Origin of the sequence: Paucibacter aquatile, assembly GCF_002885975.1 — a bacterium.
GTDB lineage: Bacteria > Pseudomonadota > Gammaproteobacteria > Burkholderiales > Burkholderiaceae_C > Paucibacter_A > Paucibacter_A aquatilis.
The window spans coordinates 1,869,664-1,895,928 of sequence record NZ_POSP01000003.1 but is presented as its reverse complement, the minus strand read 5'-3'; the positions used below and the strand labels follow the sequence as shown (position 1 = coordinate 1,895,928).

At 67.8% G+C, this 26,265-nt stretch carries 22 protein-coding genes, 2 tRNA genes and 1 riboswitch; of the genes, 5 read left to right on the top strand and 19 right to left on the bottom strand.

Features of this window, described 5'->3' with window-relative positions; translation table 11 throughout:
• From bluB to C1O66_RS11310, 15 genes are all read right to left on the bottom strand, one after another.
• On the bottom strand, positions 1–663 hold the full coding sequence (gene bluB / locus C1O66_RS11380; RefSeq protein ID WP_207796006.1) for a 5,6-dimethylbenzimidazole synthase: 663 nt from the start codon (positions 661–663) through the stop codon (positions 1–3).
• Positions 660–2,006: a cobyrinate a,c-diamide synthase gene (locus C1O66_RS11375; RefSeq protein WP_102767981.1), complete on the bottom strand. Its 1,347-nt coding sequence runs from the start codon at positions 2,004–2,006 to the stop codon at positions 660–662. The genes bluB and C1O66_RS11375 overlap by 4 nt, the downstream gene beginning before the upstream one ends.
• A gap of 11 nt (positions 2,007–2,017) precedes the next feature.
• Entirely contained in the window at positions 2,018–2,866 is an 849-nt protein-coding gene (locus C1O66_RS11370; RefSeq protein ID WP_102767980.1) for an ABC transporter ATP-binding protein, read from the bottom strand.
• Complete coding sequence (locus tag C1O66_RS11365; protein ID WP_102767979.1) at positions 2,863–3,915, bottom strand: FecCD family ABC transporter permease; 1,053 nt, start codon at positions 3,913–3,915, stop codon at positions 2,863–2,865. The genes C1O66_RS11370 and C1O66_RS11365 overlap by 4 nt, the downstream gene beginning before the upstream one ends.
• Complete coding sequence (locus C1O66_RS11360; RefSeq protein ID WP_102767978.1) at positions 3,912–4,808, bottom strand: ABC transporter substrate-binding protein; 897 nt, start codon at positions 4,806–4,808, stop codon at positions 3,912–3,914. Before C1O66_RS11360 ends, C1O66_RS11365 begins: the two co-directional genes overlap by 4 nt.
• Positions 4,805–5,386: a bifunctional adenosylcobinamide kinase/adenosylcobinamide-phosphate guanylyltransferase gene (gene cobU, locus C1O66_RS11355; protein ID WP_102767977.1), complete on the bottom strand. Its 582-nt coding sequence runs from the start codon at positions 5,384–5,386 to the stop codon at positions 4,805–4,807. Before cobU ends, C1O66_RS11360 begins: the two co-directional genes overlap by 4 nt.
• Before the next feature lie 23 nt (positions 5,387–5,409).
• Positions 5,410–7,362: a TonB-dependent receptor plug domain-containing protein gene (locus C1O66_RS11350; protein ID WP_102767976.1), complete on the bottom strand. Its 1,953-nt coding sequence runs from the start codon at positions 7,360–7,362 to the stop codon at positions 5,410–5,412.
• 102 nt (positions 7,363–7,464) lie between these two features.
• A riboswitch (cobalamin riboswitch) is annotated at positions 7,465–7,736 on the bottom strand.
• On the bottom strand, positions 7,732–8,280 hold the full coding sequence (locus tag C1O66_RS11345; RefSeq protein WP_102767975.1) for a hypothetical protein: 549 nt from the start codon (positions 8,278–8,280) through the stop codon (positions 7,732–7,734). (Overlaps the previous riboswitch by 5 nt.)
• A gap of 4 nt (positions 8,281–8,284) precedes the next feature.
• Positions 8,285–8,959 (bottom strand): aminoacyl-tRNA hydrolase, encoded by a 675-nt coding sequence (gene pth, locus C1O66_RS11340; protein WP_102767974.1) that lies wholly within the window; start codon positions 8,957–8,959, stop codon positions 8,285–8,287.
• Between the two features lie 156 nt (positions 8,960–9,115).
• Entirely contained in the window at positions 9,116–9,739 is a 624-nt protein-coding gene (locus C1O66_RS11335) for a 50S ribosomal protein L25/general stress protein Ctc (protein WP_102767973.1), read from the bottom strand.
• Positions 9,740–9,879: 140 nt separating this feature from the next.
• Positions 9,880–10,842, bottom strand: a complete 963-nt coding sequence (locus tag C1O66_RS11330; protein WP_102767972.1) for a ribose-phosphate pyrophosphokinase — start codon at positions 10,840–10,842, stop codon at positions 9,880–9,882.
• A 70-nt stretch (positions 10,843–10,912) separates the two neighbouring features.
• A tRNA-Gln gene (locus tag C1O66_RS11325) sits at positions 10,913–10,989 on the bottom strand.
• A gap of 43 nt (positions 10,990–11,032) precedes the next feature.
• Positions 11,033–12,040, bottom strand: a complete 1,008-nt coding sequence (gene ispE / locus C1O66_RS11320) for a 4-(cytidine 5'-diphospho)-2-C-methyl-D-erythritol kinase (protein WP_102767971.1) — start codon at positions 12,038–12,040, stop codon at positions 11,033–11,035.
• 72 nt (positions 12,041–12,112) lie between these two features.
• A complete protein-coding gene (locus C1O66_RS11315) occupies positions 12,113–12,703 on the bottom strand; it encodes an outer membrane lipoprotein LolB (protein WP_102767970.1) in 591 nt (196 codons plus the stop codon).
• Positions 12,700–14,550, bottom strand: coding sequence for a tetratricopeptide repeat protein (locus C1O66_RS11310; RefSeq protein WP_102767969.1), 1,851 nt, complete (start codon positions 14,548–14,550; stop codon positions 12,700–12,702). Before C1O66_RS11310 ends, C1O66_RS11315 begins: the two co-directional genes overlap by 4 nt.
• Before the next feature lie 81 nt (positions 14,551–14,631).
• On the opposite strand from C1O66_RS11310, the gene mutM reads away from it, so the two are divergent.
• The 3 genes from mutM to C1O66_RS11295 all read left to right on the top strand — a co-directional run bounded on the left by mutM (position 14,632) and on the right by C1O66_RS11295 (position 19,604).
• Positions 14,632–15,462, top strand: coding sequence for a bifunctional DNA-formamidopyrimidine glycosylase/DNA-(apurinic or apyrimidinic site) lyase (mutM, locus tag C1O66_RS11305; protein WP_102769605.1), 831 nt, complete (start codon positions 14,632–14,634; stop codon positions 15,460–15,462).
• Positions 15,459–16,511 (top strand): A/G-specific adenine glycosylase, encoded by a 1,053-nt coding sequence (gene mutY, locus C1O66_RS11300; RefSeq protein ID WP_102767968.1) that lies wholly within the window; start codon positions 15,459–15,461, stop codon positions 16,509–16,511. The genes mutM and mutY overlap by 4 nt, the downstream gene beginning before the upstream one ends.
• Positions 16,512–17,009: 498 nt before the next feature.
• Positions 17,010–19,604: a TonB-dependent receptor plug domain-containing protein gene (locus C1O66_RS11295; RefSeq protein ID WP_102767967.1), complete on the top strand. Its 2,595-nt coding sequence runs from the start codon at positions 17,010–17,012 to the stop codon at positions 19,602–19,604.
• A gap of 65 nt (positions 19,605–19,669) precedes the next feature.
• Here C1O66_RS11295 and rapZ read toward each other — a convergent pair whose 3' ends face one another.
• From rapZ to C1O66_RS11280, 3 genes are read right to left on the bottom strand one after another with little or no spacing between them, the layout of a single operon-like run.
• Positions 19,670–20,632 (bottom strand): RNase adapter RapZ, encoded by a 963-nt coding sequence (gene rapZ, locus C1O66_RS11290; RefSeq protein ID WP_102767966.1) that lies wholly within the window; start codon positions 20,630–20,632, stop codon positions 19,670–19,672.
• Positions 20,629–22,380, bottom strand: a complete 1,752-nt coding sequence (gene recN, locus C1O66_RS11285) for a DNA repair protein RecN (RefSeq protein WP_102767965.1) — start codon at positions 22,378–22,380, stop codon at positions 20,629–20,631. Before recN ends, rapZ begins: the two co-directional genes overlap by 4 nt.
• Positions 22,381–22,383: 3 nt before the next feature.
• Entirely contained in the window at positions 22,384–23,259 is an 876-nt protein-coding gene (locus C1O66_RS11280) for an NAD kinase (protein ID WP_102767964.1), read from the bottom strand.
• A 68-nt stretch (positions 23,260–23,327) separates the two neighbouring features.
• Between C1O66_RS11280 and hrcA the strand changes: the two genes are divergently transcribed.
• Both hrcA and C1O66_RS11270 read left to right on the top strand, forming a co-directional pair.
• Entirely contained in the window at positions 23,328–24,347 is a 1,020-nt protein-coding gene (gene hrcA / locus C1O66_RS11275) for a heat-inducible transcriptional repressor HrcA (protein WP_102767963.1), read from the top strand.
• Between the two features lie 201 nt (positions 24,348–24,548).
• Positions 24,549–24,625, top strand: a tRNA-Ile gene (locus C1O66_RS11270).
• A gap of 220 nt (positions 24,626–24,845) precedes the next feature.
• On the opposite strand, the gene C1O66_RS11265 is transcribed toward C1O66_RS11270, so the two are convergent.
• Positions 24,846–26,039: a PEP-CTERM sorting domain-containing protein gene (locus C1O66_RS11265; RefSeq protein ID WP_165794567.1), complete on the bottom strand. Its 1,194-nt coding sequence runs from the start codon at positions 26,037–26,039 to the stop codon at positions 24,846–24,848.
• Positions 26,040–26,265 lie beyond the last annotated feature (226 nt).

The window sequence follows — 26,265 nt, the reverse complement described above, 5'->3', positions numbered from 1 at the left end:
TCAGCTCAATTCCAGAGAGGGTTCGTCCATCAGCATCTCGGCCAGTGGGCGGGCATCGCGCCAGCCCTGCTGCTCGAGCATGGGGCGTTCGTAAAAACGGGCCACCGGGCCCAGGCAGAGCAGGCCCAGGGGCATGGCGCCCTGCGGCAGCTGCAGCAGCGCGGCCAGGGCCTCTGGCTCGAACATCGAGACCCAGCCCAGGCCCAGGTTCTCGGCGCGCGCGGCCAACCAGAGGTTTTGCACCGCGCAGGCGGCCGAGCACAGCGCCATCTCGCGCGGCATGCTGCGGCGGCCAAACACCGTGCCGTCCTCGGGCGCGAGGCTCACCAGCAGCAGCTCGGCGCAGTCGCCAAGGCCCTCGACCTTGAGGCGCAGAAACTCCGCCGCGCGGGCGTCCAGCGCGGCGGCCGTGCGCTGGCGCTCGGCCTCCACCAGGGCCTGGATCTGCCTGCGCAGCGCGGGCTGGCGGATGCGCATGAAGCGCCAGGGCTGCATCAGGCCCACCGAAGGCGCTTGATGCGCGGCGTTCAGCATGCGCTGCAGCTGCGCATCGTCCACCTGTCCGCCGGGGGCAAAGTGGCGGATGTCGCGGCGCAGGGCGATGTTGGCGTAGACGGTGTCACGCTCCGCCGCGCTGAACTGGTGCTGGGCGCAGCGGATCACGGGCAAGCACCCGCCGAGAAGAAACGAGCCACGGCCGCCGGGTTGGAGGCGAAGTAGTGGTGCACATAGCTGGCCCGCAGCGAGCCCTGGAGGTAGAGCGCCTCAGCCGCGCGGCTGCCGGTCTTGGCATTGGGGTTGCTGGCGATGGCGGCAGGGGCCAGCGGCGTCTCCATCGTCGAGTGATGAAAGCTGTGGCCGCGCAGCGGGCCTTCGGGCCAGTCCAGCGCTTGCAGGCCGAGCGCGGCCAGGCGTTTCTGCATGCGCGCCTGGCCGGGTATCAGGCCGGCCATGGGGTGGACCTGGCCCTCGGCATCGGCCAGGCTGTCGAGCAGGCAGAGCATGCCGCCACATTCGGCCAGCAGAGGCTTGGCTTGTGCCAGGTGCTCGCGCAGCGATGCGAAAAAGCTGGGGTGGGCGGCCAGGGCCGGCGCATGCAGCTCGGGGTAGCCGCCGGGCAGCCAGAGCGCATCGCAGTCGGGCAAGACCTGACCCTGCAGCGGCGAGAAGGGGATCACCTCGGCGCCGAGCGCGCGCAGGCAATCGAGATTGGCTGGGTAGATGAAGGAGAAGCAGGCGTCCTGGGCCACGGCGATGCGCCGGCCGGCCAGGGCCTGCGGCGGCACCTCGCTCGCGGGCCAGAGGGGTTCTTGCAGATCGAAGCGCACCCGCGGCCATTCGAACTCGGGCCTCAGCGCCTCGCCCCAGGCATCGGCCCAGGCGTCCAGCTGGCTGTCCAGCTCGGGCAGCTCCATGGCCTGAACCAGGCCCAGGTGGCGCTCGGGCAGGCTCAGCTCAGGCTTGCGCAGCAGGGCGGCGGCCAGGGGCAGATCGGCCGGCAGGCCTTGGGCCACCATCTGGCCATGGCCGGGGCTGCCCACGCGGTTGGCCACCACGCCGCAGAGCTGGATGTCGCTGCGGTAGCGCTGCAAGCCGGTGGCCAGGGCGGCAAAGGTCTGGGCCATGGCCGAGGCATCGATCACGGCCAGCACCGGCAGGCCGAATGCGGCCGCCAGATCGGCGCTGCTCGGGTCGCCATCGAACAAGCCCATCACGCCCTCGACCAGGATCAGCTCCGCTTCAGCGGCAGCCTGGGCCAGCAGGGCACGGCAATGCGCCAGGCCGCCCATGAACAGGTCCAGCTGATACACCGGGTGGCCGCTGGCGCGCTCCAGCACCATGGGGTCGAGGTAGTCCGGCCCGGTCTTGAACACGCGCACGCGCTGGCCCTGGCGGCGGTGCCAGCGGGCGATGGCCGCGGTGACACTGGTCTTGCCCGAGCCCGAGGAGGGCGCGCTGATCAGCACGGCGGGGCAGAGGGTGGTGGTGTCGGTGTTCAGCGGCATGGCGAGTGAATTCAATCGGCTTTTTGTTTGAGAGGCACGACATTGCTGAAGGCGGCCGGGCTGGCTGCGGGCGCTATCAGCGGCGCCGTGGGCAAGGCCAGCCACTGGCCCTGCACCTCGAGCAGATGCAGGCGCTCGTCAAACACCTGCTGCAGGGCGCGGTGGCTGTCTGCCTCGCCGGGGCTGCCGTGGCAGAGCACGCGGCCGGCTTGCATGATGACCAGTCCGTCGGCCTGCAAGGCCATGTTCAGCTCATGCAGCACGCTGACCACGGCCACGCCGGCCCGGGCCAGGCCGCGCACCAGCTGCAGCCAGTCGGCCTGGTGGGGCGGGTCCAGATGGGCCAGGGGTTCGTCCATCAGCAGCACCTGGGCCTGCACGGCCAGGGCGCGGGCCAGCAGCACGCGCTGGCGCTCGCCGCCCGAGAGCTGGCCCAGCGGGCGCTGGCGCCAGTCCCAGCACTGGGTCTGCAGCATGGCCTGCTGCACGGCGGCCTGGTCGGCGCTGCTCGGCGGCGCCAGCCAGGCGCGATGGGGCAGGCGGCCCAGCATCACCACATCTTGCGCGCTTAGCTCGTCGCCACTGCTTTCGTTCTGGCCCAGCCAGGCCAGCTCGCGGGCGCGTGCCTTGCGCGGCCACTCGGTCAGGGGGCGGCCGAGCAGCTCGATGCTGCCCAGTCTGGGGATCAGCCCGGCCAGGGCGCGCAGCAGGGTCGATTTGCCGGCGCCATTCGGGCCGACGATGGCCGTCCATTGCCCGGCCGGCAGCTCCAGCGAGAGCCGGTGCAGCACCGGCTGGCCTTGCAAGCTGGCGCTGAGGTCTTTGCAGCTCAGCGCTGTTGCGTGGGTCGTGCTCGTCATGCGCGGCCTCCGTATTTGCGCTTGTGCATCAGGCGCAGCAGATAGCCGCCGCCCAGGATGGCGGTGATCACGCCCACCGGCAGCTCTTGCGGCGCCATCAGCCAGCGCGCGAGGATGTCGGCCGCCAGCAGCAGCAGGCCGCCGGCGCAAGCCGAGAGCAGCAGCAGCTGGCGGTGCGAGCCGTGGCAGAGGTTGCGCACCAGATGCGGGGCCACCAGGCCGACGAAGGCAATCATGCCGGTCTGGGCCACGGCGGTGCCGGTGGCCAGGGCGAAGGCGCCAATCAGCAGCACCCGCACCAGGCCCAGGCGCACGCCCAGCGATTCGGCGGTGGCCTCGCCCAGGGTCAGGGCATCCAGGGCTTCGCTGGCGCCGAGCGCCACGGCCAGGCTGAGCAGCAGCACACAGCCCATCAGCACAATGCTGGGCCAGCCGAGAAAACTGGTCGTGCCCAGCACAAAGGCCTGCATGGTGCGCAGGATGTCGGGGTCGGCCAGGGTGACCAGATCGGTGACGGCGCCCAGCACCACACCGACCACCACGCCGGCCAGCAGCAGGCGCAGCGTCTGCTCGACGCCGCGCGCCATGGCCAGGGTTAGGCTGACGCCCATCAGCGTGCCCAGAAAGGCCACGCCGGTCAGGCCCAGGCGTTCCAGCCACTGCATGCCGGCCGGCGTGGTGCCCAGCAGCGAAAGGCTCAGCGCCACGCCCAGCCGTGCGCCGGCGGCGCTGCCCAGCAGATAGGGGTCGGCCAGGGGGTTGCGGAACAGGCCTTGGGTGATGGCGCCAGCCAGGCCCAGCAGGGCGCCAGCCAACCAGGCACCGGCCGAGCGGGGCAGGCGGATATCCCAGAGGATCTGCGCCTGCATGGCATCCTCACCGCGCCAGTCCAGGGTCAAGCCGGTGCTGCCCACGGCCACGCCCACAGCCAGGGCCAGGACGCTGGCCAGCAGCAGGCCGGCCAGCAGGGGCCAGGCCCGCCAGGACGTCGGCGCGGCCGGGAGCGACGCGGCTGGCGGCGACACGGGCGTGGTGGACGGGGCGCTCATGGCTTGCTGCCGTATTGCTCGCGCAGGCATTGCGCCATGATCTGCGCTGCCTCGCCCATGCGTGGGCCGGGGCGGGCCAGCACATCGCTTTGCTTGGCGTCGAAGACGCAGACGCGCTGGTCTCGGATCGCGGGAATGCGCGACCAGCCGGGGCGGTCCGCCAGGCCATCGGCATTGCGCTTGCCGATCATGATCAGCTGCGGTGCCGCGCGCACCACATACTCGGGGCTGATCTTGGGAAAGGGGCCCATCTCGGGCGTGATGATGTTCTTCACGCCCAGGCGGGCCATGGTCTCGCCCATGAAGGACACGGGGCCGGCGGCATAGGGCGAGCGGTCGACTTCGTAGTAGACCAGGGCGCCGCGTGCCTGCGGCGGGATGCTCTGCGCGGCGGCGCCGACCAGGGCCTCGATGCGGCGCCAGACGGCCTGGGCATCGCGCACCTGCAGCAGGGTGCCGATCTTGTCGAGCACGCGCTGAACGTCGGCATAGGACTTGGCCTCCAGCGTCACCACGGTCAGGCCCAGGCTGCGCAGCCGGTCGGTCACGCGAGACGACGGCGCCAGCAGCACCACATCGGGCCGCAGCGACACGATGGTCTCGACCTGGGTGTCATCCAGGCCGCCGAGCTTGGGCAGCTTGCCCACCGACTCGGGGTGGTTGGAGTAGCGGTCCACGCCCACCAGGCGATCGCAGGCTCCCAGGGCGCAGATGGTCTCGGTCAGCGAGGGCAGCAGGGTGACGATGCGCTGCGGCGGGCGGCTCCACTGGGTGGTGTGGCCGAGGTCGTCCTTGATCTCGACCTTGGCAGGCGCTTGAGCTTGCGCAAGCGCCGGGCCGAGTGTCAGCGCGAGCAGCGAGGCCGCGAGTAGGGATGCGAAGCGAAGCTTCATGGCAGATCGGTCTCCACATGCACCGGCCGGGTCCAGGCCTGGCCGGCCACCATCAGGGTCAGGTCTTGACAGCGGCTGGCCACCGCCTGGTTGAGCCGGCCCAGTTCATCGACAAAGTCGCGCACCTCGCGCCCCAGCGGCGAGATGCCCCAGCCCACCTCGTTGGACACGAAGAGCACGGGTGAGGCCAGCTCGGGCAGCGCGGCCAGCAGCGCGCTGCGCTCGGCCTCCCAGCTCGCGCGGTCCGGCCGGCCGCCCATGGGCATCAGCCAGTTGGTCAGCCACAGGGTCAGGCAGTCCACCAGCAGCAGCCGGCCCGGCGCGCTCTGGGCGCGCAGGGCGCGGGTGAGCGACAGCGGCACCTCCACGGTGGCAAAGCCGGCCGGCCGGTCGGCCTGGTGGCGGGCAATTCGCTGGCGCATCTCCTCGTCCCAGGCCTGGGCCGTGGCCAGCACACAGACCTCATGCGCCGGCGAGGCCTTCAGCCAGCGCAGGGCCAGGCGCTCGGCATGGCGGCTCTTGCCGCTGCGCTGGCCGCCGACGATGAGCTGGTGCCTCTGAAGCTGATCAGCCGCCATGGTCGCTTTTGCCTGCGTCAGATTTACAGCGAGGCGGGGCTGTAGCGCAGGCCGACGAAGACCGTGCGCGGTGCCTGGGCATAGCCGCCTGCTGTCTGGTAGCTGCGGTTGAAGGCATTGTCCAGATTCAGCTGCAGGCGCAGCTCGCGCGTCAGGCTGTACTGGGCGTCGAGGTTGAGCAGGGCATAGCCCGCCAGTGGCTTGCTGTTGGCCGCGTCGTCATAGCGTTGGCCCGAGCTCTGCACGGCCGCACCCAGCTTCCAGTTCGCCACCGTGGTGTCGGCACGCAAGGTGCCGTACACGCGCGCACGCCGGGCCAGCAGCTTGTCGTTGCTCATGTTCTTGGGGGCCTGCAGGTCCAGGGTGCTGGAGAGGCGGATGCCGGCGATCTCGGTGCTGCCTTGCAGGCTCAGACCTTGCAAGCGGGCCGAGGCGACGTTTTGATAGCAGCCACGCTTGTTGACGCAGCTGCCTGGCGCTCCGTAGATGATCAGGTCGCGGATGCGGTTGCGGTAGGCCGTGAGCGAAAATTCGCTGTGCTCGGTGTTGTACTTCAGGCCGAACTCGAGGTTGCGGCCGCGCTCGGGGTCCAGCGGCTTGATGCCGGGCTTGCTCAGATCGGGGCTGTATTCGCTGGCGCGCTGAAACAGGGTCGGTGCACGGAAGGCCGTGCCGACGGAGCTGACCAGGCGCAGGCCCGAAGCGAGCACATAGCCGGCCGCGACCGTGCCGGTGTTGACGCCGCCGAACTGGCTGTCATCGTCATGGCGGCCGTGTACTTGCAGGCTCAGCGCATCCTGGTTCCATAGCCAGCCCAGGGCCAACCCATGCTGGCGGCGCTTGTCGATCTTGTTGTCGCTCAGCAGGTTCGGGTTCTCCAGGCGGTCCTCGCGGCGCTCCAGGATGAAGTTGAGTTGCTGGCCTTTGGCGATCTGGTAGCTGCCATTGAGGCTGATATTGCGCAGCTGGGTTTCGGTCAGGTAGACCGAGGGTTGGGTCTCGTACTTCTCGGTCGATTCAGCCAGGCTCAGCTGGGTCTGCAGCGCCGGCAACCATTGCGCACTCCAGCTCAGCTGGGCCACGCGGGTGTCCTGGATGCTGTGGTCGTCATTGTCTGGCGAACTTTTCGATCCATCGTATTGGGCATCGGAGTGGCTGCTCAGAGCGAGGGCCTCAAGCCGGTGGGCCGTGTTCAGCTGCAGGCCGATGCGGCCCTTGAGGTTGTGGTTCTTCCAGCCATCACGGTCGGCGATGTAGCTGAAGCTGCTGGGCGAGTCGATGGTGCTGTTGAAGCCGTCACTGCGCTCGGCCGCGGCGCTGAGGGCGAAGTCCAGCAGGCCCGCGCTGCCGGTGAGGCCGGCGTCGAGCTTGCGAGTGCCCAGATTGCCCAGACCGGCGCCCAGCTCGGCCTGCAGGCGCGGGCCGCCCTTGCGGGTGAAGATCTGCACCACGCCGCCGACTGCGTCGGAGCCGTAGATGGCGCTGGCTGGGCCTTTGAGCACTTCCACGCGTTCGATTTGCGACAGCGGGATGCCTTGCCAGGCCGTGCCGCCGCTGGCTTGCGAATCGACACGCACGCCGTCCACCAGAACCACCGTGTGGCGGGTGTCAGCGCCACGCAGGAAGAGCGATGTCGTGGTGCCGGGGCCGCCGTTGCGGACCATCTCCACGCAGCCGCTGTTGCGCAGCAGATCGGCCAAGCTGCCAAAGGCTTGGCGTTCGATGTCGGCGCGGGTCAGCACGGTCAGGTCGGTCAGGACCTCGCTCAAGCGAATGGGCGAGCGGGTGGCGGTGACCACCACCGAATCGAGCTTGTTGGGGCCAGGGCCTTGTGCCTGGGCTTGGCCCTGGATGGCCATGGCAAGCAGGGCCAAGGCGAAGGGCAAGGCTTGGGCGCGAACAGCAAAGGACGAAGGTGCGGCGGGCAGGAACGCGCGCGCCTGAGTGCGGGCCAAGGGCCGGACGGAAGAGGTCATGAGCAAAAGAAACAGCAAGCAGAACTGCCAGGCACCAGCTCACCCGCTGAGCGCCTGTGGAACGATGTGCTGCAGCACCCGCCCGTAGAAGGGCAGGGGACGCGGCGCACCACGTTGTTGGCCGGTATCCGGGCTGGTGAACCTCAGCAGCTGTGTCCTTCCCAAAACCCGGGGGTTTCAGTGGACCGAGGACAGCGCTTGAAGCGCGCTGGCGGCTGTCGCGATGAGGCGTGCGGCCAGGGCTCCGTTCACTTACCGTTGCGGGGACAGCTCAGGTTGGGCTTGCTTGCGAGCGTGGCAGCGCGCCTTCCTGATTCCCGTTTAACTGTGCAAGACGCAATGCTTGCACGAGCACCAACGGGCTGGATTCTAGCTTGCGGCCGAGGCGGCCCGGCCGGGCTTGGCGCCGATGGATGCGGGCGCAGGCGGCGCTTTTGCCTTCGTGTCTGCCGGTGTCAGGGGCTTCAAGGGTTTGGGCGCCTTGGGTGCTTTGGGCGGTTTGGGATGAGCGGCTTGCGCGGGTTGGGTCTGCGCAGGCGCCGAGGCAGGCAGGCCGCGGCCATGGATGGCCACCGAGCCGGGCGCCCGACGCAGCGCTTCCGATTCGTCTTTCAGGCGACGAGCTTCCATCTCGCGGGCGCGATGCGCATCGTCTCTGGCCAGGGCTTGGGCGGCGCGCCGGTCGGCGTCGCTCGGTTGGTCAAAGGCGATGGTCTTGGGCGCTTGCGCGCTGCCTTCGGGGCAGGGCGAGTCGCGCAGATCGCGGCCCTGTGGTCCGCAGCGGTAGACCTGGGCGCTGCGCGTCTCCGTTTGGGCTTGTGCGGCAGGGGGTAGACCCAGCAGGGGCACGGCCAACACCGCAGCCCAGGCCGCGCCATTCAAAACCAGGACGGGGCGGGGCAGGGTGCGGTGGTGCATGGGCTCAGCTTTCGGTGGGGGCGGCTGGGGTGGTGGGCTGACCGGGGCTGCCTTCGGGCTTGGCGGCCAGGGCTGCCGGCTTGGGCGGTTTGGGCCGCGGCGGCTTGGCGTGGATCTTGGCCAGGGCCTTGTCCATCTGGCCCGCCAGCATCAGCTCGACGGTGGCCAGGGATTTGTCGATGCAATCCTGCACCGCCTCGCGCTCCGACAGGGGCGGCTTGCGCAGCACATAGGCGGCCACTTCACCCTTGTGGCCGGGGTGGCCGATGCCCAGGCGCAGGCGCCAGAAATTGGCCGAGCCGAGCTGGGCCTGCATGTCCTTCAAGCCGTTGTGGCCTCCGTTGCCGCCGCCTTGCTTGAACTTCATCTCACCAGGCAGGAGGTCCAGCTCGTCATGGATGGCCAGGATCTCCTCCGGCGCAATCTTGAAGAAGCGCGCCAGCGCCGCCACCGATTTGCCCGAGAGGTTCATGTACGTCATGGGCTGCAGCAGCCAGATCGGCCCTTCGCAGCCGGGCGCGTTGTTGATTCGCGCGCACAGGCCGTAATAGTTGCGTTCGGCCTGCAGCGTGGCACCCAGCTTGCGCGCCAGCTGATCCACCCACCAGAAACCGGCGTTGTGGCGCGTGTCTTCATATTCCGCCCCGGGGTTGCCGAGGCCAACAAACAGTCGAATCATGGGCGGAGATTATCGGTGGGCAGGGTGGCCGAGAGAAAGGGGCGAACGGGGCGGGGCTTGCAGATGGGGCGGGCGCCGTGCGCCGCCGAGCGGGCAAGAAAAAGGCCCTGCAGTGCAGGGCCTTTTCGTGAGGCATGAAGCCGTGGGGAAGAAGGATTACTTCTTGCCCTTCTTCTTGCCCTTGCCGTCGTCGGCGGGAGCGGCAGCAGCCACCACCACTTCGACCACAGGCTCCACCGGGGTGGCGACCACGGGGTTCGGCTTGCCGTGGGTCACAACCTTGATGCCAGCGGGGATCTTCAGGTCGTTCACGTGCACCGAGTGACCCTTGGTCAGGCCGCTCAGGTCCACTTCGATGAAAGCGGGCAGTTGCTGGGCCAGGCAGGTGATTTGCAGCTCGGTGATCACGTGGTTGACCGTGCAGCTGTCGGTCTTCACGGCCGGCGAGTTTTCTTCGCCGATGAAGTGCAGCGGCACCTTCTTGGTGATCTTGGTGGTGCCGTCCACGCGCTGGAAGTCAGCGTGCAGGACTTGCGGCTTGTAGGGGTGCAGCTGGAAGTCGCGCAGCAGAACTTGCGTGACCACGCCGTTCAGTTCCATCTCGAGGATGGTGCTGTGGAAGGCTTCCTTCTTCAGGGCATGGAACAGGGCGTTGTGGTCCAGTTCGATGTTGGCGGGTTCGCCAGCGCCGAAAACGATGCCAGGAACGCGACCAGCAATGCGCAGGCGGCGGCTCGCTCCGGTCCCCTGCAGCTTGCGATCAAAAGCGGTGAATTTCATAGTGACTCCAAATGGCTGAACACCGCATGCGGTGTCCATGGTGTTGAGCGCCCGCGACCAGGCTGCTCAGTGAAATGCAGTCCGTACGGCGACTGCATGTGATTCGGGCGCCGCAGCTTGCACCGCGTCGCCCGAAGAACTTAGAAGTTGTTGTTCTGCTCGCTGAACAGCGAGGTGACCGACTCACCGTCCGAAATGCGGCGGATGGTTTCGGCGAACAGGAAGGCGACCGACAGCTGGCGGATCTTGCCGCAGGCCTTGGCTGCATCGTTCAGCGGGATGGTGTTGCTGATGACGACTTCGTCCAGGTGCGACTTGGAAATGCGCTCGATGGCGGGGCCCGACAGAATCGGGTGGGTGCAATACGCGAACACGCTCTTGGCGCCGCGGTCCTTCAACACTTCAGCGGCCTTTACCAGGGTGCCGGCGGTGTCGATCATGTCGTCCATGATCACGCAGTTGCGGCCGTCGATTTCGCCGATGACGTGCATCACTTCCGAGACATTGGCAGCCGGACGGCGCTTGTCGATGATGGCCAGATCGCAGCCCAGCTGCTTGGCCAGGGCGCGTGCACGCACCACACCGCCAACGTCGGGGCTGACCACGACCAGATTGCTGTAGTTGCGGGCCTTCAGGTCCGACAGCAGCACCGGCGAGGCGTAGATGTTGTCGACCGGGATGTCGAAGAAACCTTGGATCTGGTCGGCGTGCAGGTCCATGGTCAGGACGCGCTCGACACCGACGGTTTCCAGCAGATTGGCCACGACCTTGGCCGAAATCGGCACGCGGGTCGAACGTGGGCGGCGATCCTGGCGTGCGTAACCGAAGTAGGGGATCACGGCGGTGATGCGGCGAGCGCTGGCGCGCTTCAGGGCATCGACCATGATCAGCAGTTCCATCAGGTTCTCGTTCGTCGGTGCGCAGGTGGGCTGGATGACGAACACATCGCGGGCGCGGACGTTTTGCTGGATTTCGACGGTGACTTCGCCGTCAGAGAAACGACCGACCACGGCCTTGCCAAGCTCGAGGCCCAGGTGGGTGGCGATTTCTTGGGAGAGAACCGGATTGGCGTTACCGGTGAAGAGGACGGTATTGAGCAGCACGGGCCATCCTTTGGGTCAAGGACCCGTGGCCAGCCAGCGTGTCCGGGTGGGTATTCAAGAGAAAGAAATTTGGCAGGGGAAGAAGGATTCGAACCTTCGCATGTCGGAATCAAAATCCGATGCCTTAACCAACTTGGCGACTCCCCTACACAGGACACTGCAGAGCTGCAGCACCCTATAACTTGTGTCTTTACTCAGCCCAACCCTGCAAGGGGTGGCGATTCAGACTGCGGCAAATTCTACCAGACCAGTGAGTGGGCAAACCCGAAATCAGCTGATTTTTTTCACGGTAGTCAATCCCGTTTTTCCCGCCCTCAGGCTTATTGAAAGTGTCGAGCGTTGCAGCATCAACTCTTGCAAAAACCGCACTGCCTGAACCCGTCATCCGGCTGTTGCAGAATCGCGATTCCAGCAGTTCGAGTGCCTGAACCACCTCAGGGCAGAAATCCTCGGCCGGCTTTTGCAGGTCATTGCGACCGAAGCCATTCAAGAATTTCTCGACTCCTTCAGCATCCAGGCTCACTACGCTTGTCACGGCGCCAGCATCTTCTGACTCGGTCGAGCGGCTGTCGCTGCTCGTTTTGTCGTCGCTGCTGTTGTGTGCAGGAAAGCCCGCTACTATAGCCACAGAATTCGACCTTGCCAAGAGGGGACTCGAAAATATTTTCTGCGTGGGGATGCTGGCGGCCGGTTTCACGACGGCAAACGTCATTTCGGGCAGCTCGATCGGATGCAGGATTTCGCCGATGCCTTCGACGAAAGCGTGGCTGCCGCCAAGGAAAAACGGCACATCCGCACCCAGGCTCAAACCCAGCGGCAGCAGGCGCGAGAGCGGCCAGTTCAGGCCCCAGAGGCGGTTCAGCGCGAGCAGGGTGGAGGCGGCATCGGAGGATCCGCCGCCCATGCCGGCGCCCGCGGGCAAGCGCTTCTCGATGTGAATGTCAGCGCCCAGCGTGCAGCCGCTTTGCTGCTGCAGTGCGCGCGCAGCCCGCAAGCACAAGTCGTCCTCGGGCAGGGCGTCGCCCTGGTCGTGGCGCTGCAGGCGGCCATCGCTGCGGCGCTCGAAATGCAGGGTGTCGGCCCAATCGATCAGGGCAAAGATGGACTGCAGCAGGTGATAGCCATCGGGCCGCTTGCCCACCACGTGCAAGAAGAGATTGAGCTTGGCGGGGGCGGGGACGTCGTAAATCGCTTGCATGGAAAAAGGCCGGGGCCGGTGCGGGAGGGAAATCGGGGTGGTGCGGATCTTGAGGCGCGGATCTCGTGGGGTTCAGTTCGAAGCATCCAGTCGTGCACGCAGGGTCACGCTGGGCTCGCCGTTGCGGCTGGCGATGATGAGACCATCGGCGCGGCGTGCCAGATCCAGGCGCCAGCCCAGTTGCTCGAAGCCGCTTTGCGGCGCCGGCAGGGGCTCGTGCGCGGCCTGCGGCCAGGGCTGGCCGCGCAGCCAGTCGAACAGGGCGGCCAGGGGGATGGTCTCGCCCAGCATCTCGCGGGTCAGGGCGTCGAGATCTTCAAAGCGGCGCTCGCCTTCGGGGGTTTGCAGGCTCACTTCGCCGCCGCCCCAGCGCGCGCGGGCGACTAGGGCGCCCAGCGGCGTGCTCAGCTCCAGTTGGCCTGCGGTCGGGCCGCCGCTGAGGTCGAAGCTGACATTGCCGCCACTCGGTCGGCCGCTGACACCCGTCACCTGTACGCTCAAGCGGCCGGTTAGGTGGACGGCGTCGGGTGCGTTCAGAAGAGCAGCCGGCGGCGCCTGTGGCGCCAGGCTGGCACAGCCGCTCAAGACCGGCAGCAGGGCCAGCGCCAGAGCCCCTGCCATGCCGGCACGCCGGCCGGGCAGGGCGCGTGTCATCCAGGTCATGGTTTGACCTTGAGGCGCTTGAGCGTGTCCAGCAGCGCTTCGTTCTTGGGGTCGCGTTTCAGGCCTTCGGCCCAGACGCGGCGCGCTTCCTCGGCCTTGTCGCTGGCCCAGAGTACCTCGCCCAGGTGGGCAGCGATCTCGGCATCGGGTCGCGCCTCGAAGGCCAGCCGCAGCAGGCGCTGCGCTTCTTCCTTGTTGCCCAGGCGGAACTCCACCCAGCCCATGCTGTCCAGGATGAAGGGCTCGGAGGGCACGAAGCTCAGGGCCTTGGCGATCAGGCCGCGCGCTTCGTCGAGGCGAATGTTGCGATCGGCCAGCGAGTAGCCCAGGGCGTTGTAGGCGTGGTGGTGATCGGGCTTGATGGCGATCACGCGCTTGAGCAGGACTTCCATCTCGTCAAGCTGGCCCAGCTTTTCGGCCATCATCGATTGCTCGTAGACCAGATCGGCGTCCTCGGGCAGGCGCTCGGTGGCGCGGGCCAGCAGCTCGTAGGCCTGCTTCCATTCACGCTGGTCGCGCAGCAGCTGCGATTCGGCCATGACCTTGGCGCGCAGCGCATCGGGGGTGTTTTCGGGCAGGCCTTGCAGCAGCTTGCGTGCCTCAGCCATGCGCCCCTGTCGGGCGATCAGCGAGGCGCGGCGGTACTGGGCCTCAAAGCGGCGCTGTGGGCTGTCCACCTTGATCAACCAGGCTTCGGCGCCCTTGAGGTCGCCGCGCAGCTCGGCCGCCTGGGCCAGCATCAACCAGGATTGCTGGCGGGCCTCCTGGTTGAACTCGGCCTGGCTGTTGTCGCTCGTCTCCTTGGCTGCGCCTCCGGGTTCCTTGGCCTCTTTCGCGGCGGCGAGGTCCAGGCGGCGCAGGTACTCGCGCAAGGCATGGTCGGCCGCTTCGGCCTGGCGCAGCTCCAGCTCCAGCGTGCCCAGGGCAAACCAGGCGCTCAGTTGCTCGGGGTCCTTCAGCGTGACTGCGCGGAACTCGCGCGCTGCGTCCGACGGCTTCTGTGCGCGGGCCAGGGCGCGGCCGTAGGCCAGGCGCAGCTTGGTGTCATCGGGCGAGGCCTGCAGCCGCGCTTGGATCAAGGCCTCGGCCGCCGGCTCGTTGGGCATCAGCTCCAGGGCCAGCTGCATGGCGTCATCGCCCTCCGGGAATTGCTGGTTCAGCGACTGCGTCAGCTCCAGGGCCCGCTTGCTGTCACCAGCCGAAAGGGCCAGGCGCGCCAACACTACCTGGGCGGCCACGCGGGTTTCCTTGGCCTGGCTGGCGTTGTGCAGCAGGGGCTCGAGCGCGCTCAAGACCTTTTTGGGCTCGGGCGCGCGCTGGAACAGGCGGGGCAGGCCGGCCAGCACCGCGCCACGCAGCTCGGGTGGGTTCAGGGCCAGCAGGGCGCGCAGCGGCTCCACCACCTCGGCCGGGCGGTTCAGCAGGGCCAGCAGTTGGATGGTCATCTGCTGCGCCGCCAGTGAGGTCGGCAGGCTCTCGCGCCAGGCGCGTGCGGCGCTCAGGGCCTGGTCACCAGCACGAGCCTGCAGGGCGATGTTGACCACGCGCTTGAACAGCTCTTCGTCCTTGGTGCGGCGGGCGGCGTCCAGCAGCACTTGGTAGGCCACGCCGGTCTGCCCGGTGCTGAGTTCCAGCTCGCCGACCAGCAACTGGTAGAACAGCGGCGCGTCGAGTTCGGAGTTGTGGATGGTGGCAGCAGTTGCAGCGTCGCTTTTGGGCGCGGCCGGGGTTTCGGGCGCACGGGACGGCGCACTGGCGGCGCCTGCCAGGCCGTGAAGCAGGCCGGCCGCCAGCAGCACCAGCAGGCTGGCGTTCAATTGGGGGCGGCGGCGGACGAATTCGGGCATGCAACAAGCTCCTGCGTGATCACAAAGCCCGGGCTAGGCACACGCGGGCTGCGGCCATTCTGCACCGATATGATCGCCGCCATGCCTGAGCTCCCCGAAGTCGAAGTCACCCGCCGCAGCTTTGCCGATGCCATTTGCGGCGCCACGGTGCAGTCGGTTCGCCTGGGCAAGCCGCTGCGCTGGCCCTTGGGCCTGGAGCCGCAGCGCCTGGTTGGCGCCCGCGTGGGTGCCACCACGCGGCGAGGTAAATATTTGTGGTTGCCGCTGAGTTCGCAGCTCGCCCCGGGCGGCTTGCTGCTGCACCTGGGCATGTCGGGCAGCCTGGGCTTCAGCGCCGATGCCTCAGCGCCAGCCGGCGCGCACGACCACTTTGATTTGCAAACCGACCGCGGCTTGCTGCGCCTGAATGACCCGCGCCGCTTCGGCGCCGTTGTTTGGTCGCCGGGCCTGGAGGCCGACCCGGCCGCCAAGCTGTTGGCCGGCCTGGGGCTGGAGCCTTTCGACGCCCGCTTCGACGGCCCCCATCTGCATGCCGGTCTGAGCGGCCGGCGCGTGGCGGTCAAGCAGGCCTTGCTGGCCGGCGACATCGTCGTCGGCGCCGGCAATATCTACGCCTGCGAGGCCCTGTTCCTGGCCGGCATCGACCCGCGCCTGGCGGCCTGCAAAGTGAGCCGCCCGCGCGCGGCGCGCCTGGCCACCGCCGTGCGTGCGGTGCTGGCGCAGGCGCTGGAGGCCGGCGGCAGCACCTTGCGGGATTTCAAGGATGCGCACGGCGTGGCCGGCAGCTTCCAGATGCAGGCCCAGGTCTACGGCCGTGAAGGCCAGCCTTGCCGCGTCTGCGGCACGTCCATCCGCCGCATCGTCCAGGGCGCCCGCTCCACGTTTTTCTGTCCCCAATGCCAAAAGAGATGACGAAGAAGACCGCAGCCGGCGATGCGACCGTGCTGCCGCTGGAGTTTGGCGAGCGCCTGGTGGCCTGGCAAAAGCGACACGGCCGGCACGAGCTGCCCTGGCAGAAGACGCGCGACCCTTACCGCGTCTGGCTGTCCGAGATCATGTTGCAGCAGACCCAGGTGACGACGGTGCTGGGCTATTACCAGCGCTTTCTCGAGCGCTTCCCGACCGTGGCCGATCTCGGTGCTGCCTCGCTGGATGAGGTGCTTTCGCTCTGGGCTGGCCTCGGTTATTACAGCCGGGCGCGCAACCTCCATGCCTGCGCGCGCGCCGTGGCCGCCCGGCCCGACGGGCGTTTCCCGCCGACCGCGGCCGAGCTGCAGGAGCTGCCCGGCATCGGCCGCTCCACCGCCGCGGCAGTGGCGGCCTTCTGCTTCGGCGAGCGCATCGCCATCCTCGACGGCAATGTCAAACGCGTGCTCGGCCGCCTGCTGGCCTTCCAAGGCGACCTGGCCAGCAGCGCGCAGGAAAAGCTGCTCTGGCAGCATGCCCAAGCCCTGCTGCCGGCGGTGGGCATCGAGGCCTACACGCAGGGGCTGATGGATCTGGGCGCGACGGTCTGCACGCCGCGCTCGCCGCAATGCCTGATCTGCCCGGCCGAGAGCTTGTGTGCCGGGCGCAAGACGGGCGAGCCGACCCAGTTCCCGATCAAGACCCGCAAGCTCAAGCGCAGCCGGCGCGAGAACTGGTGGCTGTGGCTGGAGCATGAGGGTCAGGTCTTGCTGCAGCAGCGGCCGGACACCGGCGTCTGGGCCGGGCTCTGGAGCCTGCCCTTGTTCGAGGACGAGGCGCAGCTGCAATCGCATGCGCAAAGCCTGGGCGCCACACCCGATGTGCTGCCGCGCATCGAGCATGCGCTGACCCATCTGGACTGGGTGCTGCACCCGCGCCGCGCGGTGCTGGGTGCCGAGGCCGCGCAGCGTGCCGGCCAGCAAGGGCAATGGGTGGCGCGCGAGGCCCTGGCCAGCTACGGCCTGCCGGCGCCGCTGAAGAAGCTGCTGGGCTGAGCGCTGAGGCTCGCCGCCAGCGATCCGCGAGGTGGTATCTAAGCGGTATGCATAAGCAAACAAGTTTTTATTGTTTGGGTGAAGTAAGGGTTTCCACTAAATTTCAGGGGCGCCAACAAGAGCGTGCAGTTGAACAAGAGCCCCCGCGATGCCATCCCTCGCTTTGCAGTTTGTTGATTTGATGACCCTCCCGGGTCCAGCCCTCGCCCCCATCGGCCGAATGTGTTGATGGCCGGCCGCGGCCGCGGGGCCGAGCTGCGTTGACCGTCGACGCGACGGATCGAGCCGCGGCGCCCTCCGCCCGCCTCACAACCCCCCCCCCTCCGTTTGAAGCTCTGCAGCTGCCCGCCGGCAGCCCTTGCAGACGGCTTCACCACGCCTTTTTTTCCGTGTGCCCCGCGCAGCGACCGATCGGCGCTGTCGCTGGCTTGGCTTCGCCTTGCCTCCTTTTCGCTGCGCAGGTTTCACCTCGTTTCCATCCTTTCGCCGTCACCCATCATGTCTCTGAAGCCTTCTCTCCTGGCCGCCGCCCTGGCCGCGGTCTTTCTGCCGACCGCCCATTCGCAAACCACCGAGCCCGAGGGCGCCAAGCGCCTGGAGCGCGTCACCGTCACTGGCTCGAACATCGTCAGCCTCAAGCGCGAGGGCGCCAACCCGGTGCAGGTGCTGAGCGCGGCCGACATCAAGGCCAGCGGCAAGACCAGCCTGCCCGAGGTGTTGCGCCTGATCGCCGCCAACAGCGGCAACAGCTTCAACGAGCAGTTCACCGGCAGCTTCTCCGCCGGCACGGCCGGCCTGTCCCTGCGTGGCTTGGGCCAGCAGAACACCTTGGTGCTGGTCAACGGCCGGCGCGTGGCGCCCTATGCCACGGCGCAGAACATGCAGGATGTGTTCACCGATCTGAACAGCCTGCCTCTGGCCGCCGTGCGCCGCATCGATGTGCTCAAGGACGGCGCCTCGTCCATCTACGGCTCGGACGCCATCGCCGGCGTGGTCAATATCGTGCTCTACGACGACTTCCAGGGCACCGAGGCCCGCGTGGGCCTGGGCCGTTCGACCGAGGGCACGGGCCAGAGCGAGCGCAGCTTCGAGCTGCGCCATGGCTTCGGCGATCTGGCACGCGAAGGCTTCAACCTGACGCTGAGCTTCGACGCACTCAAGCGCGACCGCCTGGACCAGAGCCAGGTCGCCTGGCTGCGCGACAACGATTTCCGCGGCGAGCCCGGCGGCACCCTGGCCTGGGTGGCGACCAACTACCTCGGCAGCGATCCCACCAACAAGCTCGGCGGCGTGCAAGGCCCGCTGCAGCTGATCAACTACGGCGACCTGACCCCCGGCAAGACCGGCACCGTGCTGGCCTACAACCCGGCGGCCTACAAGACCCTGATCCCCGGTGCCGAGCGCTACCACGGCTCGGCCCGCGCGACCTGGCGCCTGACGGAGGACGTCGAGGCCTATGCCGAGCTGCTGCTGGGCAGCTCGCGGGCCGACCTGATCTTCGGTGCGCCCCTGTCCGTCTCTAGCAGCCTGCGCGCCTGGAACGACAAGACCCAGTCGCTGGACACCATCTCGGTCGCCCTGCCCAAGAACCATCCCAACTACCCGACCAGCGGCTCGGCCGTGCTGAACGCCACCTTGTTCGACCTGGGCACCCGCTTCAAGCAAGACGCCGTGCAGTTCCAGCGTGTGCTGACCGGCGCCCGCGGCACCACCGGCCCATGGGATTGGGAGGCCTCCTTCACCCAGTCCAGCAGCCGCCTGCGCGAGACGGTGCAGAACTTCGGCAACCGCTATGAGTTCGAGCGCGCGCTCAAGGCCGGCAGCTACAACTTCGCCGACCAGAGCTTGAACAGCGAGGCCCAGCGCCAGGCCCTGCGCATTTCCACCCTGCGACCGGCCAGTGCCGAGCTGATCGCCCTCGACGCCAGCGCCTCGACCGAGCTGACCCGCCTGCCGGCCGGCCCCCTGGGCTTCGCGCTGGGTGTGCAGCTGCGCCGCGAGAGCATGGATTCGCGCACCTCGGAGCAGGTGCTCAGCGGCACCGAGCTGCGCCCGGCCATCAACATCATCCAGGGCGGCCGCACGGTGGGCGCGGCCTTTGCGGAATTCAATGTGCCCCTGCTCAAGAGCCTGAGCCTGAACCTCGCCGCCCGCGCTGACCGCTACAGCGATTTCGGCTCCGCCGTCTCGCCCAAGGCCAGCCTGCGCTACCAGCCGCTGGACAGCCTGGTGCTGCGCGCCAATGTCTCGCAAGGCTTCCGCGCGCCCTCGTTGCCCGAGATCACGCAGAGCACCGGCGTCAGCTACGGCTCGGTGATTGACCCTCGTGACCCGATCTCGCCCACCGTGGCCCGCGGCGTCACCAACCTGACCGCCGCCAACCCGAACTTGAAGCCCGAGCGGGCCAATAACTTCAACTTCGGTGTGGTGCTTTCGCCCGATGCGCAAAGCCAGATCAGCGTCGATTACTTCAACATCCGTCAGAAGGACTTGATCGACACCGAGACGGCCGACTTCATCATCGCCAACGAGGCGCGCCTGCCCGGCCGCGTGCTGCGCGACGAGCAGGGTCGCATCGTCTCGCTGACCCGCCAGTTCAAGAACCAGGGCACGCGCCGCGTCTCGGGCTTTGACATCGAGGCCAGCCGCAGCTTTGCGCTCGGCGGCGCCGGCCGCCTCAAGCTCAAGACCCAGCTGAGCCGCCTGCTGCAGTTCACCCTGCCGCCGGCCGAAGGCGAGGCCGCCGTCAACGGCGCGGGCAGCAACGAGTTCGGCTCCCTGCCGGCCTGGCGCAGCAGCACCAGCGCTGTGTGGAGCCTGGGCGACTGGACCAGCACCCTGAGCTGGAACCGCGTCGGCAGCTACACCCAAACCTACCGCCCGCGACCCGAGATCGCCGAGCGGGTGCGCGCCATCAACACCGTGGATCTGAATGTGGACTGGCAGCTCAGCCGCCAGCTGCAGGCCACGCTGACCCTGCAAAACTTCAGCGATGCCAAGCTGCCCTGGGATGCCTCGACCGGCAGCTACGACTACAGCCAGGGCGACCCGCGCGGCCGCTTCCTGAGCCTCAAGGCCAGCTACCGCTTCTGAGCTTCCTCCTCACATAGACAAAAGCCCCGCATGCGGGGCTTTTTTCATGGCGAAAGCAAAGGCGCTCAGCGCGCGTCCAGCTCGCGGTGGCGTTTGAGCACCGGCCCATGCTTGCCGAACAGGCGGGCCAGGGTTTCGACCAGATAGACCGAGCGGTGCTGGCCGCCGGTGCAGCCGATGGCCACGGTCAGATAACTGCGCTGATCGGCGGCAAAGTTGGGCAGCCAGCGGTTCAGGAACTCGCCGATCTGCTTGAACATCACCTGCACCTCGGGCTGGGCCTGCAGGAAATCGGCCACCGGCTTGTCGCGCCCGGTCAGCGGCCGCAGCTCGCGGTCGTAATAGGGGTTGGGCAGCACGCGCACATCGAACACAAAGTCGGCATCGCTGGGCACGCCGTGCTTGAAGGCAAAGGACTCGAACACCAGGGTCAGCTTGTTGCTGGGCGCCAGCACCAGATCGCGCACCCAGGCGCGCAGCTGGGCGGGGCGCAGCTGGCTGGTGTCCAGCACGGTGGATTCCACGCGCAGGGCGGCGAGCATCTCGCGCTCCAGCTCGATGGCTTCCAGCAGGGCGCGGTGGCCGTTGTCCGAGCCACCGTGGCCGCCGCGGGTGCGCGATTCGCCGCCGTCCAGCTCGCCGAACTGGCTGGTCTCGTCGATGCGCAGCGGGTGCGGGCGGCGCGTTTCCGAGAAGCGCCGCATCAGGGTCTCGGTGTTGGCATCCAGAAAGATCGAGCGGATGGACACGCCCGAGGCGCGCAGCTGCTTGAACAGGGGCAGCAGCAGGGGCAGGGAGCCGGCGCTGCGCACATCGACCGCAATCGCCACCCGGCGCTCGCCGCGCTGGGCTTCGAGCTTGAGGAAGTCCAGCAGCAGCTCGGCCGGCAGGTTGTCCACGCAGAAGAACTCGGCATCTTCCAGCGCATGCATGGCCAGCGACTTGCCGCCGCCGGACATGCCGGTCACCAGGACCACCGAGCTGGCTTCGGCTTGGGCGGCATCGTAGGGGGATGTCGTCGTGCTCATGAACGTGCTTTCTTGGCCTTGCCGGCGGAAGGAGAAGAGGGGGAAGAGAGAGAAGAAGGGCTCGTGTTCGCAGCGTCCAGGGCCGACAGGTCCAGCATCTCCTGGGCATGGGCCTGGGCGGCCGAGGAGAGGCGCTCGCCGCCCAGCATGCGCGCGATTTCGGCCACGCGGGTTTCGCCCAGCACCGGCTGCACATCGCTGCAGGTCTGGCCGCCGCGCAAGGCCTTGGCCACCACCAGATGGTGGTCGGCACAGGCCGCCACCTGGGGCAGGTGGGTGACGGCCAGCACCTGGCGGCTGCGGCCCAGCTGCTTCATCAGCCGGCCTACGGTCTCGGCCACGGCGCCGCCGACGCCGGCGTCGATTTCGTCAAAGATCAAGGTGCCCACGCCGGCATTCACGCCGGTGCCTGTCTTCTGGCAGGTGGTCACGGCAATCGCCAGGGCGATGCGCGAGAGCTCGCCGCCCGACGCCACCTTGGCCAGCGGCCGCGGTGCGCTGCCGGCATGGCCGGCCACCAGGAACTCGGCCGACTCCTGGCCGTAGCTTTGCGGCTGTTCCTGCGGCAGCAAGGCGATGTCGAACTGGCCGCCGTTCATGCCCAGCAGCTGCATGGCCGCGGTGACGGCGCTGGCCAGGGCCGGGGCCGCTTGCGCGCGTGCCGCGCTGACCCGGCGGGCTTCGGCATCAAAGGCCTTGCGGGCCGCGGCCAGGCTGGTTTGCAGGGCGGCCAGATCGGTGGCGGCGTCCAGCGCGGCCAGCTCCTCGCGCCACTGCGCATGCAGGGCCGGCAGCTCCTGCGGCGGGCGGCGGTAGCGGCGGGCCAGGGTCAGCCAGGCGGAGACGCGCTCGTCCAGCTCTTCCATGCGGCCGGGTTCACCATCGGCCTTGTGCAGATAGGCGCTGAGGGTGTGGCTGGCGTCCTGGATCTGGGCCTGGGCGCCACGCAGCGCTTCCACTGCCGGGGCCAGGCGGGCGTCGTACTCGAGCACATCTTCCAGCCGGTCCAGTGCGTCGCCGGTCAGGCCTTCGGCCGTGCTGTCCTCGGCTTCGCTGAGCGCGTTCAGCGCGGCGCGCACCGCGTCGAGCAGCGATTGCGCATGCGAGAGCCGCTGGTGCTCGGCATTGAGTTCGTCCCACTCGTCGGCGCCCGGGGCCAGGCGGTCGATCTCGCCGATCTGCCAGGCCAGGCGTTCGCGCTCGCTGAGCAGCTCGTTCTGGCGCGTCTGCGCGGCGTCCAGCGCTTCGCTGGCGCGCTTCCAGTCGGCGAATGCGGCGGCCAGGGGGCGGGTGTCGAGGTCGGCGTACTGGTCCAGCAGCTCGCGCACCGAGGCCGGGCGGGTCAGGCCTTGCCAGGCGTGCTGGCCGTGGATGTCCAGCAGGCTGTCGGCCAGCTCGCGCAGCTGGCTCACGGTGGCGGCGCTGCCATTGATCCAGGCGCGGCTCTTGCCCTGGCTGTCGATCACGCGGCGCAGCAACAGGCTGGCGCCCTCGGATTCAAAACCGGCTTCGTCCAGCCAGCCGCTCAGGTGCGCGGGGCAGTCAAACTCGGCCGAGATCTCGGCGCGCGCCGCGCCTTCGCGCACCACGCCGGCATCGCCGCGCTGGCCCAGGGCCAGCTGCAGCGCGTCGATCAGGATGGACTTGCCGGCTCCGGTCTCGCCGGTCAGCACCGAAAAGCCGGCGCCAAAATCGAGCTCCAGCTCGGGCACGATGACGAAGTCACGCAGACTCAGGCGTCGCAACATGGTTCAGCTCACCCCTTCGTACCAGCGCAGCTTGCGGCGCAGGGTGGCGTAATAGCTCCAGCCCTTGGGGTGCAGGAAGCAGACCTGGTGGGCCGAGCGGCGCACAGTGATGCGGTCGCCGTGCAGCAGGCTGGCCAGGCTTTGCATATCGAAATTGACGCTGGCATCGCGCCCGGCCACGATCTCCATGCGCACCTCGCCGGTGTCCGGCAGCACGATGGGCCGGTTGGACAGGGTGTGCGAGGCGATCGGCACCAGCAGCCAGCCGCCGATGCTGGGGTGCATGATGGGGCCGCCGGCCGAGAGGGCGTAGGCGGTGGAGCCGGTGGGCGAGGCGACGATCACACCGTCGGCCCGCATATTGGCCACGAACTCGTCGCCCACATCGATGCGCAGCTCCACCATGCTGGCGGTGGCGCCGCGGCTGACCACCACATCGTTCAAGGCCAGGCCGTCGAAGATGCTCTCGCCATCGCGCCAGACCGAGCCTTCCAGCATGGAGCGCTTTTCGGTCTCGAAATCGCCGTCCAGAATCGGCGCCAGCGCTTCCTGAAACTTCTCCAGCGAGATGTCGGTGATGAAGCCCAGGCGGCCCTGGTTGATGCCCACCAGCGGGATGCCATGCGGCGCCATCTCGCGCGCGAAACCGAGCATGGTGCCGTCACCGCCGACGACGATGGCCAGGTCGCAGCGCGAGCCCAGCTCCTCGGTCGTCAAGGCCTCGAAGGCCGTCATGCCGGTGTTGAGGGCGGTCTCGCTTTCGAGGGAAACATCGAGGCCTTGCCGCATCAGAAAATCGGCAATCTCCTCCAGAATCGGGCGTATGCCGCGGGCCTGGTGTTTGCCGACGATTGCCACATGTTGGAAACGTTTGGCCATAGCGAAGAATTACACCACAGCACTATGTCAGTCCGCTGAAGGCGGGCGCCAGTCCCTACAATGCCGCCATGCTCGACGAGCGATCCAAATCCCTGCTGAAAACCCTGGTCGAACGCTATATCGCGGACGGCCAACCTGTCGGTTCCCGCACCCTGTCCAAAGCCTCGGGCCTGGAGCTGAGTCCTGCCACCATCCGCAATGTGATGGCCGATCTGGAAGAGCTGGGCCTGATCGCCAGCCCCCACACCAGCGCCGGCCGCATCCCCACGGCGCGCGGCTACCGGCTCTTTGTCGACACCATGCTGACCGCCCAGCCCGGCCTGGTGGTGCCCGATGACCGGCCGATCGAGGCCCAGATCCAGCCCGACCAGCCCCAGCGCGTGATCGCCAGCGCCGCGCATCTGCTGTCCAGCCTGTCCAATTTCGTCGGCGTGGTCACCGCGCCGCGCAAGCCCAGCGTTTTTCACCACATCGAGTTCCTGCGCCTGGGCGAGCGCCGCGTGCTGGTCATCATGGTCTCGCCCGATGGCGATGTGCAGAACCGCGTCATCTTCACCGCCCAAGACCACAGCCAGGCCGAGCTGGCCGAGGCCAGCAACCGCCTCAACGCCAGCTACGCCGGCCTGAGCCTCGAGGCCGTGCGCGAGCGCCTCAAGAGCGAGGTGGACCAGCTGCGCAGCGAAATCTCCGGCCTGATGAGCGCAGCGGTCCAGGTGGGCAGCGAAGCCATGGCCGACGAGCAGGAGCGCGTCATCATCTCCGGCGAGCGCAATCTGCTCACCGTGCAGGACTTCTCCAACGATATGGGCAGCCTGCGCCGCCTGTTCGATATGTTCGAGCAAAAGACGCAGCTCATGCGCCTGCTCGACGTCTCCAGCCGCGCCGAAGGCGTGCGCATCTACATCGGCGGTGAGAGCCAGGTCGTGCCCTTCGAGGAACTCTCCATCGTCTCCTCGCCCTACGAAGTCAATGGCCAGGTCGTCGGCACCCTGGGCGTCATCGGCCCCACCCGCATGGCCTACGACCGCATGATCCAGATCGTGGACATCACCTCGCGGATGGTGAGTCAGGCGCTGTCGCAGAAATAAAGGGCGGGGAGGGGCGCACCGCGTGGGTGGTGATTGAGTGAACGGGTGAACAGGTGAACACCTGCGGGTCAGGCTGCTTCACGATTCACGAGCCCCTTAGGCCCCCAGCCCTCGCCCGCGGCGCCCCCTATACAATCGCGGGCTTCGTCGGTGCAAGGCCGGCGATTTTTTCATCTTCTCCAAGGGTCGCAAGTCCCCCGGGGGCCGTTAGCTCAGTTGGTTAGAGCAGGGGACTCATAATCCCTTGGTCACAGGTTCAAGTCCTGTACGGCCTACCAGTCATCCCATCCAAGCCACACCCATTTCGCGGTGCGCGGTCGAGGTTTGCCGCCGTTTGCCGCACTCTTTGCCTCACTTTTTCAGGAATCACCGGGTCAGGGGTGGCTGGATGTTTATTGCAATCTCCCTTTCGCGAAAAAGCCCGCAGTTGCGGGCGTGAAGGCAAGGCGTGAAGCCGTGCGAGATGAGGAATCGGGAACTCTGAGGGCCCGGAGTGGGTCAGCGCTGAGGTGAGTTTGTCGGAGTGGCCTTGGCACGGCGGCGGCTGAGGACGCCCAGCCAGCCGAGGCCGCCCAAGGTCAGCACCCAGCTCTCCGGCTCCGGCACGCTGGACACCAGGGTCATTTGGTAGGCATGGACCTGGCCGTTGTGGACGGCTGTGCCGATGATGCTGCCGTTGTCGGCGATGGCCATGGCGGAGGCGCTGGTGTTGGTGCTGAAGTCCCAGTCGCTGCCGGCGGGCAGCAGGCTTTGGAGGGTGTAGGTGTTGCCGTCGGCGTAGAGAAAAGGGATGGAGAACTCGCCGCCGGCGTTGCCGACCACCCAGCCTTTGTCGTTGACGCCGCTGCCCGAGCCGTTGGAGGTGTTCGGGGGCAGGCTGATGGCTTTCATTCCTTGGCTGGCCGACCAGATGAAGGGGCTGCTCTCGCTGCTGTAGATGCTGCTGGAGCCGACCACAGAGCCGTTGTTGCTGACGCCGAAATTGATGGCCGAGTTATGGCCGGGCAGGGCGCCGAGGCTGCTCATCTCGCCGGTGGCCGAGTTGTAGACCATGCCGACGATGAGAGCGAGATCGCTGGGATCGGTGCCGATGCCCACCACCAGGCCGGCGTCGTTGACGCCAAAGGCCTCGGTCATGAAACTGCCGTTGGCCGTGGTGGCGTTGATGATCTGGCTGCTGCCGGTGGCGGCATTGAAGAGCACGGCGCGGTCGCCGTCCTGCGAGCCGGCGCGGCCGACGATGAGGCCGCTGTTGTTGACGGCGTTCGCGGCACCCCAGCCATAGCCCTCGGGCAGGGCCAGGGCTGTGACGCTGCCGTTCGGGTTCCACATCACCGGCAGGGGGGCGGTGCCGAACCAGGTGGCGGCCGACACGCCGACCGTGAGGCCGGCGTTGTTGACACCGTGAGCGGTGGCGAACTGGCGGCCGTCGATATTGCCCAGCGCCTGCATGCCGCCCTGAGCGCTCCAGCGATAGGCCTGGTCCTGGCTGTCGGACGAGCGGCCGACCACAAAGCTGCCGTTGCGCGAGCTGCCAAAGGCTTGCGAGAACTCGCCATTGCCGATGACGCCGAGGTCGACGATGGTGTAGCTGGGCGCATCGGCCTGTGCGCCGCTGGCGAAGGCGGCCGCGGCACTGAGGGTCAGGGCCTGGATCAGAAGGCGGTGCTTGCGGTTCGAGGAGGTGGGCATGTTGGGATTCATACGGCGTGGGCTGTGCTGAGAGAGAAAGGTGGAAAAACAGGGGCCAGAAAAGCAAGTGAAGGCCACCCGATACCGCGATGCGGCGGGGTTAGGTCTGGCGAACGGTTTTCACCTTAGCAGCGCGGCCTGGGCGCTGGAACCGGGTTTGGCCGCAGCGCAGCGCAAATTGACGATGGCGGGACAGGCCTGACGATTTCGGGCCAGTGGGCGGGAG

What these genes read in the sequence shown, in the direction of transcription:
- C1O66_RS11265 (WP_165794567.1), bottom strand. Translation starts at nt 26,039, where the DNA reads ATGCCCACCTCCTCGAACCGCAAGCACCGCCTTCTGATCCAGGCCCTG.
- hrcA (WP_102767963.1), top strand. Translation starts at nt 23,328, where the DNA reads ATGCTCGACGAGCGATCCAAATCCCTGCTGAAAACCCTGGTCGAACGC.
- C1O66_RS11295 (WP_102767967.1), top strand. Translation starts at nt 17,010, where the DNA reads ATGTCTCTGAAGCCTTCTCTCCTGGCCGCCGCCCTGGCCGCGGTCTTT.
- mutM (WP_102769605.1), top strand. Translation starts at nt 14,632, where the DNA reads ATGCCTGAGCTCCCCGAAGTCGAAGTCACCCGCCGCAGCTTTGCCGAT.
- rapZ (WP_102767966.1), bottom strand. Translation starts at nt 20,632, where the DNA reads ATGAGCACGACGACATCCCCCTACGATGCCGCCCAAGCCGAAGCCAGC.
- C1O66_RS11310 (WP_102767969.1), bottom strand. Translation starts at nt 14,550, where the DNA reads ATGCCCGAATTCGTCCGCCGCCGCCCCCAATTGAACGCCAGCCTGCTG.
- recN (WP_102767965.1), bottom strand. Translation starts at nt 22,380, where the DNA reads ATGTTGCGACGCCTGAGTCTGCGTGACTTCGTCATCGTGCCCGAGCTG.
- C1O66_RS11365 (WP_102767979.1), bottom strand. Translation starts at nt 3,915, where the DNA reads ATGAGCGCCCCGTCCACCACGCCCGTGTCGCCGCCAGCCGCGTCGCTC.
- ispE (WP_102767971.1), bottom strand. Translation starts at nt 12,040, where the DNA reads ATGCAAGCGATTTACGACGTCCCCGCCCCCGCCAAGCTCAATCTCTTC.
- C1O66_RS11360 (WP_102767978.1), bottom strand. Translation starts at nt 4,808, where the DNA reads ATGAAGCTTCGCTTCGCATCCCTACTCGCGGCCTCGCTGCTCGCGCTG.
- pth (WP_102767974.1), bottom strand. Translation starts at nt 8,959, where the DNA reads ATGATTCGACTGTTTGTTGGCCTCGGCAACCCCGGGGCGGAATATGAA.
- C1O66_RS11370 (WP_102767980.1), bottom strand. Translation starts at nt 2,866, where the DNA reads ATGACGAGCACGACCCACGCAACAGCGCTGAGCTGCAAAGACCTCAGC.
- C1O66_RS11345 (WP_102767975.1), bottom strand. Translation starts at nt 8,280, where the DNA reads ATGCACCACCGCACCCTGCCCCGCCCCGTCCTGGTTTTGAATGGCGCG.
- C1O66_RS11350 (WP_102767976.1), bottom strand. Translation starts at nt 7,362, where the DNA reads ATGACCTCTTCCGTCCGGCCCTTGGCCCGCACTCAGGCGCGCGCGTTC.
- C1O66_RS11335 (WP_102767973.1), bottom strand. Translation starts at nt 9,739, where the DNA reads ATGAAATTCACCGCTTTTGATCGCAAGCTGCAGGGGACCGGAGCGAGC.
- C1O66_RS11280 (WP_102767964.1), bottom strand. Translation starts at nt 23,259, where the DNA reads ATGGCCAAACGTTTCCAACATGTGGCAATCGTCGGCAAACACCAGGCC.
- cobU (WP_102767977.1), bottom strand. Translation starts at nt 5,386, where the DNA reads ATGGCGGCTGATCAGCTTCAGAGGCACCAGCTCATCGTCGGCGGCCAG.
- C1O66_RS11375 (WP_102767981.1), bottom strand. Translation starts at nt 2,006, where the DNA reads ATGCCGCTGAACACCGACACCACCACCCTCTGCCCCGCCGTGCTGATC.
- mutY (WP_102767968.1), top strand. Translation starts at nt 15,459, where the DNA reads ATGACGAAGAAGACCGCAGCCGGCGATGCGACCGTGCTGCCGCTGGAG.
- C1O66_RS11315 (WP_102767970.1), bottom strand. Translation starts at nt 12,703, where the DNA reads ATGACCTGGATGACACGCGCCCTGCCCGGCCGGCGTGCCGGCATGGCA.